The 14,678-nt window shown below is 58.2% G+C and carries 9 protein-coding genes; 8 read left to right on the plus strand and 1 reads right to left on the minus strand.

Translation table 11 applies throughout. From position 1 onward, the window contains the following. Positions 1-13: 13 nt before the first annotated feature. Entirely contained in the window at positions 14-1,189 is a 1,176-nt protein-coding gene (locus VH599_07910) for a transposase (protein ID HEY7348233.1), read from the plus strand. A gap of 80 nt (positions 1,190-1,269) precedes the next feature. Next, positions 1,270-2,283, plus strand: a complete 1,014-nt coding sequence (locus VH599_07915) for a radical SAM protein (protein ID HEY7348234.1) — start codon at positions 1,270-1,272, stop codon at positions 2,281-2,283. Positions 2,284-2,292: 9 nt separating this feature from the next. Here the strand turns inward: VH599_07915 and VH599_07920 are convergent, their stop codons facing one another. Then, on the minus strand, positions 2,293-2,697 hold the full coding sequence (locus VH599_07920; protein HEY7348235.1) for a hypothetical protein: 405 nt from the start codon (positions 2,695-2,697) through the stop codon (positions 2,293-2,295). A gap of 604 nt (positions 2,698-3,301) precedes the next feature. On the opposite strand from VH599_07920, the gene VH599_07925 reads away from it, so the two are divergent. The 6 genes from VH599_07925 to VH599_07950 all read left to right on the plus strand — a co-directional run. Continuing rightward, a complete protein-coding gene (locus VH599_07925) occupies positions 3,302-6,727 on the plus strand; it encodes a DNA-directed RNA polymerase subunit beta (GenBank protein ID HEY7348236.1) in 3,426 nt (1,141 codons plus the stop codon). Between the two features lie 6 nt (positions 6,728-6,733). After that, positions 6,734-11,005, plus strand: a complete 4,272-nt coding sequence (gene rpoC, locus VH599_07930) for a DNA-directed RNA polymerase subunit beta' (protein ID HEY7348237.1) — start codon at positions 6,734-6,736, stop codon at positions 11,003-11,005. Positions 11,006-11,118: 113 nt separating this feature from the next. Further along, complete coding sequence (rpsL, locus tag VH599_07935; protein HEY7348238.1) at positions 11,119-11,562, plus strand: 30S ribosomal protein S12; 444 nt, start codon at positions 11,119-11,121, stop codon at positions 11,560-11,562. A 335-nt stretch (positions 11,563-11,897) separates the two neighbouring features. Continuing rightward, a complete protein-coding gene (gene rpsG, locus VH599_07940; GenBank protein ID HEY7348239.1) occupies positions 11,898-12,368 on the plus strand; it encodes a 30S ribosomal protein S7 in 471 nt (156 codons plus the stop codon). 53 nt (positions 12,369-12,421) lie between these two features. Next, positions 12,422-14,500 carry an elongation factor G gene (gene fusA, locus VH599_07945; protein HEY7348240.1) on the plus strand — a complete coding sequence of 693 codons (2,079 nt, stop codon included), beginning with the start codon at positions 12,422-12,424 and terminating at the stop codon, positions 14,498-14,500. 38 nt (positions 14,501-14,538) lie between these two features. After that, on the plus strand, positions 14,539-14,678 hold a 140-nt coding region (locus VH599_07950), incomplete at its 3' end, for a GTP-binding protein (GenBank protein ID HEY7348241.1).

A 14,678-nucleotide genomic window follows, 5' to 3' on the forward strand; every position in this document is an offset into this window, starting at 1 on the left:
AGTGAATAGCAGGATGCCAAGTAGGAAGACCTTTAAGTACCGGCTCTCCCCGACGAAGCAGCAGGAACAGACGTTGCTCTTTTACCTGCGGCGCTGTCGTGACCTGTACAACGCGGGACTGGAACAGCGCCGCGCCTACTATCAGATGCGCCGCGCTTCGCTGTCTTGCTACACGCAAATCAACGAATTGCCCGATCTGAAGCGGGAGTACCCCGCCTATCGAGAACTGCCCGCGCACGTCTTGCAAGATGTGCTGCGCAGGTTGGACAAAGCCTTTGCCGCCTTCTTTCGACGCATCAGGAATGGAGAGACACCCGGCTATCCTCGTTTCAAGAGTACGAGCCGCTATCATAGTTTCACCTATCCTGACAAGGCGGGCTGGAAGTTACAAGGGGACCGCCTGGCGCTGGCGGGCGTAAGTGACGTGAAAATCAGGCTGCACCGGGAACTGCAAGGCACGATCAAGACCGTCACCATCCGGCACGACATCGACCAATGGTATGTCACCTTTTCCTGTGAGGCGCCAGAAGAAGCCCCTTTGCCGCTAACTGAGAGCGCCGCTGGTCTAGATTTGGGTGTCATGAGATTTGCTACCCTATCCACTGGCGAACATATTGAGAACCCCCGGCACTACCGCAAAGGGCTAAAGCACATCAAGATACTGAGCCAGATCAAGGACCGGCGCAAAAAGGGCAGCCATCGCCGGAAACGGGCGGCTCTTGCCCTGGCTAGAGCATATCGTAAGGTCCGTAACCAGCGGCAGAACTTCCACCATCAGCTTTCCCGCCGTCTGGTGAACGCATACGGACTGCTAGCGATGGAAGACTTGTCTATCCTGCACATGACCGCCACACCGGACCCCAAGCCCGACCCGGACCATCCGGGCGAGTATCTCCCCAATGGCGCGGCGGCCAAGGCAGGCTTGAACCAATCGATCTTAGATGCTGGCTGGGGCCAGTTCCAACAGTTCTGTATCGTCAAGGCTGAGAGGGCCGGGCGGCGCGTGGTGTTGGTAGACCCCAAGTATACCAGCCAGCTTTGCAGCGGTTGTGGGGCCATTGTGCAGAAAGGGCTAGATGAGCGCTGGCATTCCTGCCAGTGTGGCACAGAGCTAGACCGGGACCACAACGCCGCCATCAACATTCTGTTCCGGGGCCAGGAAGTGGCCCACGATGCTACGGCGTCGTAGAAGCCTCTTGCCTTGAGGCAGAGGTACTTCACGAGCTATTGGCTGCGTATCGGATAGGTCACTAGCCTGAAGGGAACTCTATGCGCTTGCTGGAAGTGCCGGTTGGGCCGGACGTGAAACATATCAGCCCTGAGCAGTGGAAGGTGACGGAGCCGTATCCGGCGTATATGCAGCTTTATGAGACCGGAGAACTGGAGAAACGCGCCGAGGCGGCCTGGGAGTTATTGCGCGCCTGTACCGTTTGCCCACAGAATTGTAAGGTCAATCGCATTGCAGGGAAGACGGGGGCCTGCCATTCCGGCACAGAGGCGATTGTTGGGTCGTGGAACGTGCATCGCCGCGAAGAGCCGCCGATCAGCGGGACGCGCGGCGCTGGCACGATCTTTTTTGGCAATTGCCAGGCGCGCTGCACCTATTGCCAGAATTTCTGGCTCAGCCAGTATGGCCGGGGGCATCGCGTTGGGCCGGAACGATTGGCCGAGATGATGCTCTATCTTCAGAAGAAGGGCTGCCATAATATCGATCTGGTGACGCCGACGCACTTCGTTCCCCAACTCCTGGCCGCGCTGTTGGTAGCGATTCCAAGAGGCTTTCGACTGCCCTTTGTCTATAACTGCGCGGGCTACGAGCATCTGCATGTCCTCAGATTGCTCGATGGCGTGATTGATATATATATGCCCGACGCCAAGTATGCTGATAACACCCATGCTCTGAAGACTTCGAAGATGCATCATTATGTGGACTTCAATCGCGCATCGCTCAAGGAGATGTATCGCCAGGTGGGGCCACTTCAGGTAAACGAAGAAGGGATTGGCGTGCGTGGACTGCTGATCCGCCATCTGGTCATGCCGAACGATATTGCGGGGACGAGCGAAGTGCTGCGCTGGATTGCTACCGAGCTTGGCCCCGACGTGCCGGTGAGTCTGATGGACCAATACTTTCCTGCCTGGAAGGCGTTTGACGACCCGAACCTTAACCGGCGGCTGCACTGGCGCGAGTATCGCGCCGCCGTAGAGGCGCTGGAGGAGTTTGGGTTGGACGCCGGATTTGTGCAAGAAGACCTGGCGGCGATTGATGAGAGCAGCGATCTGTAGCCTTCTGGTTTAGCGATCTGTTTTGCGCTGCGCCGCCCAGCGTCGGGCCAGCAGCAGATAGCCCGCGCCGACGACTAGCAGCGCCAGGGAGGCAGCGAGAAAGGCCGTATCGGCGTTCGCGCGAATCTGCTCCGCTGTGGCGGCTGAGACATTCCCACCCAGCCGAGCCAGCATTTCGGTTCCCGACACCACCAGTTCTGTCAAGCCGCTGGTGGCAATCCAGGCGCCCAGGAGCGCCAGCCCAAAGAAGGCGCCTCGGCGCCAGCGCGCTTTGCGCGTCGTATACCTGATCATCGCTGCGCCAACAATGACCTGACCCACGCCAAAGGCCAGCGAGATGAACAGGTTGGTGAGCGACGCCTGAGCCGCAGCAAACTCGATAAAGACGCGCAGTGTATTTGCCCTCCTGTCCATTCCGTATCCTCTACCCTTCATCATATGCCCCTACTTCTACCAGGAAACAGTGTAGGAACGCTATTTGCATGTGTTTCAGGAACGCTATTTGCATGTTTTTTGCCTATTTTTAAGGAAAAAGTCCTAAAAGCCCTTGACGTAGTTGCCAGTACATGATATAATCCTACGCTGTAGGAGTACGCAATCTTATCATTTTGGCTCTCATCTTTTTGGGTGAGGAATGGTTCTCTTGAGAGGCAGAGAACTGTTTGCTTCGCCATCAGAGAGCTTTTTTAGCGCCTTTTCTCTGCTCAAACGCTGGCTGGCGTGGCCGTTTGTCTACAACTGCTGGTAAGCCGGTGGAGCGAGCGCGAAGAAGTCAGGTAAATTGTTGGTTGGCATTGCCGGATTATCACCTGGGTTTTAGGAGCGCTAATTCTGAGTAACCGCCTATCTTACGTCCAGTGAGATCACGAGCGGTTACTTTTGTTGTCTTTTTTCGTTGTTCACAAATGCAGCGCAGCCGCCGATTTTTGACCCCCAGCCTTCAGCAATGAGGTCGCTTGTTGTTGAGGGCACGTATTGTCAGGCGGCTTGGGCAACTGGCGAGAGGAGCTTGTATCGCATGGCAGTTAGCATGGCTGTGATGCCTCCAGAGCGCGTGACATTCGCGCACATTCCTGACATTCGTCCAATGCCCAGCCTTATTCAGATTCAGCTGGACTCGTTTGACTGGTTTAAGAAAGAAGGGTTACGCGAACTTTTTAGTGAAATTTCGCCTATTGAAGACTTTACTGGCAAGAACCTGAAATTGGAGTTTTTTGTTCCTGATGAGCCGTTTGGCAAGCCCAAATATAGTGAAGATGAATGCCGAGACCGCGACGCCACCTTTGCCGCGCCTCTCACGGCGAAGGCGCGCTTGACGAACAAAGAGACTGGCGAGATTATCGAAAAAGATGTGTTCATGGGCGATTTCCCGCTCATGACCAAAGAAGGCACCTTTATTATTAACGGCGCCGAGCGCGTGGTGGTGAGCCAACTCGTGCGCTCGCCCGGCGTCTACTTTACCGCCGATGAAGACCCGACCACCGGCAGGACGCTCTTTGCCGCCAAGCTCATTCCCAATCGCGGCGCCTGGCTGGAGTTCGAGACCAGCAACAAGAATCTGCTTTCCGTCAAGATTGATCGCAAGCGCAAGATTCCGATTACCACCCTGCTGCGGGCGGTGGGCTATGGGCAGGATCACGAGATGCTGGAACTCTTCCAGGATGTGGATACCAACCCCGACCATCGCTATATCAGCGCCACCCTGGATCGTGACCCGGTGAAAGCGCCGGATGACGCGCTGCTGGAACTGTATCGCAAGCTGCGCCCAGGCGATCCGGCGACGCTGGAGAACGCGCGCACGCTGGTGAATAACCTGTTCTTCCATCCGCGCCGCTATGATCTGGGCGGAGTGGGCCGCTACAAGCTGAATCGCAAGCTGGACCTGGCGATTCCGCAGACGACGCGCACGCTGACCAAGGAAGATCTGGTCAACATTATTCGTCGGCTGATTGATATGAATAACGGGCGGGCGCGCAAAGACGATATTGACCATCTGGGCAATCGGCGCGTGCGCAGTGTGGGCGAGTTGATTCAGAATCAGTTCCGCGTGGGGCTGCTGCGCATGGAGCGCGTGGTGAAGGAGCGCATGAGCGTGATTCAGGAGCCTGGACAGGCGACCCCGAATCAATTGATTAACATTCGCCCGGTGGTGGCGGCGATGAAAGAGTTCTTTGGCGGCAGCCAGCTTTCGCAGTTCATGGACCAGACCAACCCGCTCTCCGAGATTACGCATAAGCGGCGTCTTTCGGCGTTGGGTCCAGGCGGTCTGTCGCGCGAGCGTGCCGGGTTTGATGTGCGCGACGTGCACCAATCGCACTATGGACGCATCTGTCCGATTGAGACGCCGGAAGGTCCGAACATTGGCTTGATCGGCGCGCTGGCGACCTATGGGCAGATCAACCCCTATGGGTTTGTGGAGACCCCCTACCGCAAGGTCTTCCACAAGCTGAAGAATGATGATCGCCGGTTGATTGGGCAGAAGCTCAGCCGAGATGTGAAGGATGACGCGGGCAAACTTATCGCTCCGGCGCAAACTGAGGTGGATGAGGCGCTCTTCCGCAAGCTTGGCAAGCTGGGGGAGCGAGAGATTCCGATTATCTCCTGGGTCTCTCAGGAGGTGGTCTATCTGACGGCGGATGACGAAGAGCGGTTTGTGATTGCGCAGGCGAACGCGCCGCTGGATAAGAACGGGCATTTCCTGAGTGATCGTATTTCCGCCCGCTATGAGATGAGCTTTGTGGAAGAGCCAGCGAGCCGGATGGACTATATGGACGTGTCGCCCCGGCAGATGGTGAGCGTAGCGGCGGCGTTGATCCCGTTCCTGGAGCATGACGACGTGAACCGCGCGCTGATGGGCGCGAACATGCAGCGTCAGGCGGTGCCGCTGCTTCAGCCCCAGGCGCCGGTAGTGGGTACGGGCATTGAGCGCCAGGTAGCGGTAGACTCCGGCCAGGTCGTGCTGGCGCGTGCCGCTGGCACGGTGGTGAGCGCGACGGCCCGCCAGATCGTGATTCTGGACGATGAAGGGGTTGAGCATATCCACCGGCTGCGCAAGTTTGTGCGCTCGAACCAGGGGACGTGCATCAACCAGCGCCCCATTGTCAATAAGGGCGATGTGGTGACGGTGGGCCAGGTGATCGCCGATAGCTCCTCGACGGAGAACGGCGAACTGGCGCTTGGGCAGAACATTCTGGTGGCGTTTATGTCCTGGGAAGGCGGCAACTACGAGGACGCCATTCTGATCAGCGAGCGGATTGTGCGCGAAGACCTGTTTACCAGCGTCCATATTGAGAAGCACGAGGTGGAGGCGCGCGACACCAAGCTGGGGCCAGAGGAGATCACGCGCGACATCCCCAACGTCGGCGAAGAAGGGCTGCGCAATCTGGATGAGCGCGGCATCATCTATGTCGGCGCCGAGGTTGGCCCCGGCGATATTCTCGTTGGCAAGATCACGCCGAAAGGCGAGACCGAACTGACGGCAGAGGAGAAGCTGCTGCGCGCGATCTTTGGTGAGAAGGCGCGCGAGGTGAAGGACACCAGCCTGCGCGTGCCACACGGCGAGCGCGGCAAGATTGTCGAGGTCAAGGTCTTCTCGCGCGAGAATAACGATGAACTCTCGCCGGGCGTCAATCAGTTGGTGCGCGTGAGCCTCGCGCAGAAGCGCAAGATCGGCGCGGGTGACAAGATGGCCGGGCGACACGGCAACAAGGGCGTGATCAGTCGGGTGCTGCCCATTGAAGACATGCCCTTCATGCCGGATGGGACGCCGGTGGATATTATTCTGAATCCGCTGGGCGTGCCGCACCGCATGAATATCGGCCAGATCATGGAAACGCATTTAGGCTGGGCGGCGCAGGCGCTCGGCTTCAAAGTGGCGACGCCGGTTTTTGACGGCGCCCACGAGGAAGACATCGAGCAACTGCTGGAGAAAGCAGGGCTGCCGGGCAACGGCAAGGTGCAGCTTTTTGATGGGCGCACAGGCGAACCGTTCGATAAGCCGGTGACAGTCGGATACACCTATATGTTGAAGCTGGCGCATCTGGTGGAGGATAAGGTGCATGCCCGCTCAACCGGGCCATATAGCTTGATTACGCAGCAGCCGCTGGGTGGCAAGGCGCAGTTTGGTGGGCAGCGTTTTGGGGAGATGGAGGTCTGGGCGCTGGAAGCCTATGGTGCGGCGAACATCTTGCAAGAGATTCTGACGGTCAAGTCCGATGATGTGGTCGGGCGTGTCAAGACCTATGAGGCGATTGTCAAAGGCGAGAATATCATGGAGCCGGGGGTACCGGAGTCCTTTAAAGTGTTGGTGAAAGAACTGCAAAGCCTGGGCATTAACGTGGAGGTGTTGAACGAGGACGAGCAGAAGATTCAGTTTGTGGAAGATACCTCGACCGACGTGATGCCGGAGCTGGGCATCAACCTGTCTGGGTTTGAAGGAGAGTGACCGCCCATGCTCGAAGTGAACGATTTCAACGCTATCCGCATCAGCCTCGCCAGCCCGGAGCAGATTCGCTCGTGGAGCTATGGCGAGGTGACGAAGCCGGAAACGATTAACTATCGCACGCTCAAGCCGGAAAAAGATGGCCTCTTTTGCGAGCGCATCTTTGGCCCGACCAAGGATTGGGAGTGCTATTGTGGAAAGTATAAGCGCGTCCGTTTTAAGGGCATTGTTTGCGATAAATGTGGCGTAGAAGTGGCGCGCTCCAAGGTGCGGCGCGAGCGCATGGGGCATATTGAACTGGCATCGCCGGTCAGTCACATCTGGTACTTCAAGGGTACGCCCAGCCGCATTGGCCTGCTGCTGGACCTGTCCCCAAGGAACCTGGAGCGTATCCTCTACTTCGCTCTGTATGTCGTCACTCATATTGACGAAGATGCGCGGCGTGAGGTGGTTGGACAAATAGATGAGGATGTGCAGCGCCAGATTCAGCGGTTGGAGGAGAACGCGACAGCGCGCATTCAGGAGTTGCAGGCAGGGCGCGACCGCGCTATCGAGGACTTATTGGCGCAGGCACAAACGGTGCGCGAAGAAGCCGAGATGCAGCGCAGCGAAGCCTTGCAGGCGGCCAACCGCGCCGAAACCACCGTCCGCGAGACGCTGCGCGCTGAGATGGGCAAAGTCATCAAGGACGATGCCCTCTATGAGCCGACTGGCGAGCGTATTGCTCGCAAGGGAGATACGATTGCGGCGCAGCATCTGGAGGCGTTGGAGAAAGCTGGCGAGGCAGCCCGGAATGCTGCCGCTGAGCAGGCGCGCGCAGAGATCGAACGCGCGCGCCTGGAGAGCGAGCGCGAGGCCGAGCGTATCCGGCTGGCGACTGATGGCGAGATCAACGCGCTTCAGGACCAGCTTGTCGGCCAGAGCAATCAGATGCAGGCGCAGGTGGATACACGTCGGCGCGATCTGGAGGGATTGCGCCGGGGCGATCTGCTTCAAGAGGCGCGCTATCGTGAGTTAAACGACGCTTTTGGGCATGTCTTCCGCGCTGGCATGGGCGCGGAGGCGGTGCGTGAACTGCTGGCGGCAATTGACCTGGATAAGTTGGCGGAAGATCTCCGCCATGAGATTCATTCGACCACCGGCCAGCGGCGCAAGAAGGCGACAAAGCGGTTGAAGGTGGTCGAGGCGTTTCGCAAGTCTGGCAACCGCCCTGAATGGATGATCATGACGGTGCTGCCGGTGCTGCCGCCCGATCTGCGTCCGATGGTGCAGCTCGATGGCGGGCGCTTCGCCACGTCTGATCTGAACGATCTCTATCGCCGGGTGATTAACCGCAACAACCGTCTGAAGCGGCTGCTGGAACTGGGCGCGCCAGAGATCATCATCCGCAACGAAAAGCGTATGCTGCAAGAGGCGTGCGACGCGCTCATTGATAATGGACGGCGCGGACGAGCCGTTGCCGGTTCGGGCAACCATAAGCTCAAGAGCCTCTCCGATATGCTCAAAGGTAAGGCGGGGCGCTTCCGCCAGAACCTGCTGGGCAAGCGCGTAGACTATTCCGGGCGCTCGGTGATCGTGGTTGGCCCCGATCTGAAGCTGCACCAGTGTGGCTTGCCCAAAAAGATGGCTCTGGAGTTGTTCAAGCCCTTTGTGATGCGTAAGCTGGTGGAGCAGAACCTGGCGCACAACATCAAGAGCGCCAAGCGTTTTGTGGAGCGCGTCAAGCCGGAGGTCTGGGATGTGCTGGAAGAGGTCATTCACGACCATCCGGTGCTGCTGAACCGGGCGCCGACGCTGCACCGCCTGGGCATCCAGGCGTTTGAGGCGGTGCTGGTGGAGGGGAGCGCCATTCAACTGCATCCGCTGGTTTGTTCGGCCTTCAATGCCGACTTTGATGGAGACCAGATGGCGGTGCATGTGCCGCTTTCGGAGAAGGCGCAGGAAGAGGCGCGCAAGCTGATGCTTTCGACGCGCAATATCTTGCATCCGGCGACTGGCGAGCCATCGATTGGCGCTACCCAGGATATGGTGCTTGGCTGTTACTATCTCACGATGGAGCGCGAGGGGTTGAAAGGCGAGGGGCGGCGCTTTGCCGATAGAAACGAAGCCCTGCTGGCTTTCCACCATGAGGTCATTGACCTCCAGGCAAAGATTCAGGTTCGCCTGCCAGAAGGGGTCGCTGTCTTCCGTTCGCCAAGCGTGGCTTCTGCGTTGGCTGATGGGAGGCTGATCGAGACTACGGCTGGCCGGATTATCTTTAACGAGGTGCTGCCAGAGCACTTGCAGTTCAAGAACTATCCGATGGATAAGAGCAACCTCAAGCTGGTGGTCGCCGAATGCTTTAGCGAGTATGGTCGGCAGCCAACGGCTGAACTGGCCGATGAGATCAAGCGGCTTGGGTTTGCCTATGCCACCAAGGCCGGGGCCAGTATTGCCATTAGCGATGTCGTTGTGCCAGAGGAGCGACGGATCATCCTTGAGGAGACCGATGCCAGGGTCGTCGAGTTGGACGAGCAATATCGCGAGGGTTTGATTACGGAGAACGAGCGTTATCATCGGCTGGTGGAACTTTGGAACACAGCCACAGAACGCGTCACTGATGCGGTCAAAACGACGCTTGATCCGTATGGCTCGATTTATACCATTGCGAACTCCGGCGCGACGAAAGCGAAGTTCCAACAGATTCGCCAGCTTGCAGGCATGCGCGGCCTGATGGCTGATCCATCGGGTCGTATCATCGAGGTGCCTATTCGTGGCAACTTCCGCGAAGGGCTGACGGTGTTGGAGTACTTCATCAGTAGTCACGGCGCGCGCAAGGGTCTGGCGGATACGGCGCTGCGCACAGCAGAGTCGGGCTATCTGACGCGGCGGTTAATTGATGTGTCCCAGGATGTGATCGTGCTTGAAGAGGACTGTGGCACGACTGAGGGCATCTGGATCACCGCTGAGGATAGCACAGCTATGTCGGAGCCGCTGCGGAATCGGCTGGTGGGTCGTATTCTGGCAGCAGCGGTACCCGGCTTTGAGCAGGCGCTGCCAGGCGAGGAGTTGGATGAGGATACGGTTGACGCGATGCTGAAGAGCGGCGTTGATAAGGTCTATGTGCGCTCAGTTCTTCAGTGCCTGGCGCCTCATGGTGTGTGCCGTAAGTGCTATGGGCGGGCGCTGGCGGCTGGCAAACTGGTCGCGCTGGGTGACGCGGTGGGTATCATTGCGGCACAGTCGATTGGCGAGCCTGGCACGCAGTTGACGATGCGTACCTTCCATACGGGTGGTATTGCGGGCGCTCAGGAAGACATCACGCAGGGCTTGCCGCGTGTAGAAGAACTCTTTGAGGCGCGTGTACCCAAGGATAAGTCGATCATCAGTGAGATTGATGGCCTGGTGGAGATTGCGGTGGACGAGAACGGGGCGCGCAAACTCAAGGTCGTTTCGGCTGAAGTCTTCCTGGATGAGTATCCGCTGCCATCGGGCGCCGAGGTGCTGGTCCGAGATGGGGATCATATCGAGCGCGATCAGGTGATCGCGCGACTTCCAGCGGAGGATGGCGCTGGCGCCGGGCGAGAGGAGAAAGCGCGCACGGCTGGCGAGGTGATTCTGAAGGGCGATAGCAAACTTGCGGTGCGTTTCGAGGAGCGCGAGGAGCGCGAGTATCCTGTACCGGCAGCCGTGAACATCCACAAAGATGTGGCTGCGGGCCAGCGCGTGCAGGCAGGCCAGCAGTTGACACAAGGGCTGGTTGATCCGCAGGATGTGCTGCGTATCCAGGGGCGCGATGCGGTCCAGATGTATCTGGTCAAGGAAGTGCAGAAGGTCTATCGCAACACGGGTGTGTATATTAACGATAAGCATATCGAGGTGATTGTGCGGCAGATGCTCAGGCGGGTGCGCATGGATGATCCCGGCGATACGGAACTGCTGCCAAACGATCTGGTTGATCGGTTCATCTATGAGCAAACCAATGCGCGGGTGCTGGCAGAAGGCGGGGAACCGGCAACTGCCCAGACGGTGCTGCTGGGTGTGACCAAGGCATCCTTGAACACGGAGAGCTTCCTGGCGGCGGCTTCGTTCCAGGAGACGACGCGCGTGCTGACCGATGCGGCGGTGCATGGCTCGACCGATCATCTGGTTGGACTCAAGGAGAATGTCATCATCGGCAAGCTGATTCCCGCCGGAACGGGTGTGCTTGGGCGCAAGGAACTGCTGGGTAAGCAGCAGGCAGAGCGCCTGGCTGCTGCCGCTTCTTCCACTACTGCTCTTGACATGATTCTTGGTTCGTGATACGATGCTGTATCGTGCGCTAGGTGAAGAAAAAGCTTTTGGGGGTGATGGCTGATCGCCCCCAAAACTGCCGTCGAATGCCTGGTTGATGAAGGTCTTGAGGATAAGAACATATGCCGACAGTGAATCAGTTGGTGCGCAAGGGGCGCAAAGAAAAGGGCAAGAAGGTCAAGGCGCCTGCGCTGCACTTCGCGTTTAACGCCCTGACAAACCGGACCCGCAAGTTGCGCGCCGCGCCCCAGAAGCGCGGTGTCTGCACCCTGGTGCGAACCATGACGCCCAGGAAGCCGAACTCTGCGCTGCGCAAGATCGCTCGTGTGCGCCTGACGAACCAGATGGAGGTGACGGCGTATATTCCGGGCGAGGGGCATAACCTGCAAGAGCACTCGGTAGTCTTGATTCGCGGTGGCCGCGTGAAGGATCTGCCCAGTGTCCGTTACCATATCGTGCGTGGGACGCTTGATAGTAATGGGGTCGAGAAACGGCGCCAGGGGCGCTCGAAGTATGGGGCCAAGCGACCAAAAGGCGGTCAGGAAGCCGCGAGGGGTCGCCACTAACTGTCAGGCCGAAGAGGCTGGTGGTTGAAATAGAGTAAGCCGCCGATGTCGCGCGAAGAGTGCGTTCGGCAAGCCGATACCGGCTGCAAGGGCGGTTGGTACAGAAGATGTAGCCAGGTCGGCGATCAACACACGGTCAGTGCTGCTGCGCTGGCAGAGTCGGGTGTCCTCCGCTGCTCAAAGCGTTTCGTGTACCGATACGGAGCAAAGTGGAAAGGCGCTTGCGTGTGGGGCGCTGAGATTTGTCTCGGCGCCCCCGGCGCTGTCTAAAACAGGCTCATTATCCATCAGAACCAGGGCCGCAGATAATCGGCCCTGTATCAAGGAGGCATGCTTTGCCAAGGCGAGCAAAGGTTGATCGGCGTGTTGTCATTGCGGATGCGAAGTACAACAACAAGAATCTGACCCGTTTTATTGGGAAGTTGATGTTGGATGGCAAGCGTAGTCTGGCGGAGCGCATCATGTACGATACGCTCGATCTGATTGAGCAGCGCCAGAAGCGTAACCCCATTGATGTGTTTGAGCAGGCGCTGCGGAATGCAACGCCAACATTGGAAGTGAAGCCCCGGCGTGTTGGTGGCTCGACCTATCAGGTGCCGGTGGAGATTCGCGGCGAGCGCCGCAACGCGCTGGCAATGCGCTGGCTGATCCGCTACGCGCGTGAGCGCAAGGGCCGGGCGATGGCGGAGCGGCTGGCCGGGGAACTGATGGATGCCGCCGCAGGCCAGGGCGCAACGATTAAGCGTCGTGAAGAAGTGCATAAGATGGCCGAGTCGAACAAGGCATTTGCCCATTATCGCTGGTAGGAGGGATGATCCCAGGGTCTCAGGGTCTCAGGAGCATTACTGGTAAGAACATTATGGCGAGAGAATACCCGCTCGAAAAAACGCGCAATATTGGCATCATCGCACATATTGATGCAGGTAAAACCACCACCACCGAGCGCATCCTTTTTTATACAAAGCGCATCCACCGGATGGGCGAAGTACACGAAGGCGCGGCGACGATGGATTGGATGGTTCAGGAACAGGAACGCGGCATCACCATTACGGCGGCGGCGACGACCTGTTTCTGGATGGATCATCGAATTAATATCATTGACACCCCTGGACACGTGGACTTCACGGTTGAGGTTGAACGGTCCTTGCGCGTGCTTGATGGCGGTGTCGTCGTCTTTGACGCGGTGGCCGGAGTCGAGCCGCAATCCGAGACGGTCTGGCGCCAGGCAGATAAATATCATGTGCCGCGCATCTGTTTCGTGAATAAGATGGATCGCATCGGCGCTGATTTCTGGCGCACTGTGGATATGATTCGTGACCGGCTGGGCGCGGTACCTGTGCCTATCCAGATTCCGATTGGTCGGGAAAGCCAGTTTAAGGGATTTGTTGATCTGATCGAGCAGAAAGGAGTGGTCTTTGTTGATGATCTGGGCGCCAGGTCTGATCAGACCGCTATTCCTGCCGATCTGGCGGAAGAAGCTGCGAAGCAGCGCGACTACCTCATTGAACGGGTGGCCGAGACCGACGAGGAACTGACGCTCAAGTACCTCGAAGGCCAGGAGATTACCGTTGATGAGCTTCGGGCCGCGCTGCGCAAGGCAACGATTGAGGGAAAGCTGATTCCAGTGTTATGCGGCTCGGCCCTGAAGAATAAGGGCGTGCAGGCGATGCTGGACGCGGTGATTTACTACCTCCCTTCTCCCCTCGAAATTCCGCCTCCCGTAGCGACAGATACCAGGACCGGCGAAGAGAAACGCTTAAAGGTCAGCGATGACGCGCCTTTTGCTGCTCTGGCCTTCAAGATTGTGTCTGATCCCTTTGTCGGTCGGCTGGCCTATTTCCGGGTGTATTCCGGGACGCTCTCGGCAGGCTCGTATGTCTATAACTCGGCGAAGGGCCAGCGGGAGCGCATCGGGCGCCTGCTCCAGATGCACGCCAATCACCGCGAAGATATTACCGAGATTCGCGCGGGCGACATCTGCGCGGCGGTGGGCTTGAAGAACACGTTTACCGGCGATACGCTCTGCGAGGTTGAGCATCCGATCACCCTGGAATCCATTCAGTTCCCGGAGCCGGTCATCTCGATTGCCATTGAGCCGAAGACCAAAGCCGATCAAGATAAGATGGGCATTGCGCTGGGGCGGCTGGCGGAAGAAGACCCGACTTTCCGGGTGCGCACTGAGGAGGAGACCAGCCAGACGATCATCTCCGGGATGGGCGAGCTACACCTGGAAGTGATTGTAGACCGGATGTTCCGCGAGTTTAAGGTGGAAGCGAACGTTGGGCGGCCCCAGGTGGCGTTCAAGGAGACGATTACCAGCACAGCGCAGGCTGAGGGGCGCTTCGTCCGGCAGACAGGTGGGCGCGGCCAGTATGGCGATGTCTGGCTGAAGGTCGAGCCGCTGGAACGCGGCAAGGGGTTCGAGTTTGTCAACGCGATTGTGGGCGGCTCGGTCCCCCGCGAATATATCAAGCCGACGGAAGAGGGTGTGCGCGAGGCAATGGAGAACGGGATACTCGCGGGGTATCCGATGGTTGATATACGTGTGACCCTCTTTGATGGCTCGTACCACGAGGTTGATTCGAGCGAAATGGCGTTCAAAACGGCTGGCTCGATGGGCTTCAAGGAAGCGGCAAGAAAGGCCAATCCCGTTTTGCTGGAGCCGGTGATGCTGGTCGAGGTGGTCACATCTCCAGATTTCTATGGGGATGTGCTGGGCGATCTTAACCGGCGTCGCGGACATGTCATTGGTATGGAAGAACGTGGCGGTTCGCAGGTGATTCGCGCGAACGTGCCGCTGGCAGAGATGTTTGGCTACGTAAACGATTTGCGCTCAATGACGAGTGGCCGGGCCTCCTATTCAATGGAGTTTTCGCACTACGCGGAAGTACCCAAGAGCTTTAGCGAAGAGATCATACGCAAGCGACAGGGTAAGTAACCGGCTCTAAATCTAAGACAAAAGGAGACATACCCAGCATGGGGAAGCAGAAGTTTGTGCGGAGCAAGCCGCATGTGAACGTGGGGACGATTGGGCACATTGATCATGGCAAGACGACGCTCACCGCCGCCATCACCAAAGTGCTGGCGCAGGCGAAGCTGGCGAAGTACACCGCCTT

Source organism: Ktedonobacterales bacterium, assembly GCA_036557285.1.
Lineage (GTDB): Bacteria > Chloroflexota > Ktedonobacteria > Ktedonobacterales > DATBGS01 > DATBHW01.

Coding starts and splice junctions, on each gene's coding strand:
- VH599_07910 (HEY7348233.1), top strand. CDS start 14: ATGCCAAGTAGGAAGACCTTTAAGTACCGGCTCTCCCCGACGAAGCAG.
- VH599_07915 (HEY7348234.1), top strand. CDS start 1,270: ATGCGCTTGCTGGAAGTGCCGGTTGGGCCGGACGTGAAACATATCAGC.
- VH599_07920 (HEY7348235.1), bottom strand. CDS start 2,697: ATGGACAGGAGGGCAAATACACTGCGCGTCTTTATCGAGTTTGCTGCG.
- VH599_07925 (HEY7348236.1), top strand. CDS start 3,302: ATGGCAGTTAGCATGGCTGTGATGCCTCCAGAGCGCGTGACATTCGCG.
- rpoC (HEY7348237.1), top strand. CDS start 6,734: ATGCTCGAAGTGAACGATTTCAACGCTATCCGCATCAGCCTCGCCAGC.
- rpsL (HEY7348238.1), top strand. CDS start 11,119: ATGCCGACAGTGAATCAGTTGGTGCGCAAGGGGCGCAAAGAAAAGGGC.
- fusA (HEY7348240.1), top strand. CDS start 12,422: ATGGCGAGAGAATACCCGCTCGAAAAAACGCGCAATATTGGCATCATC.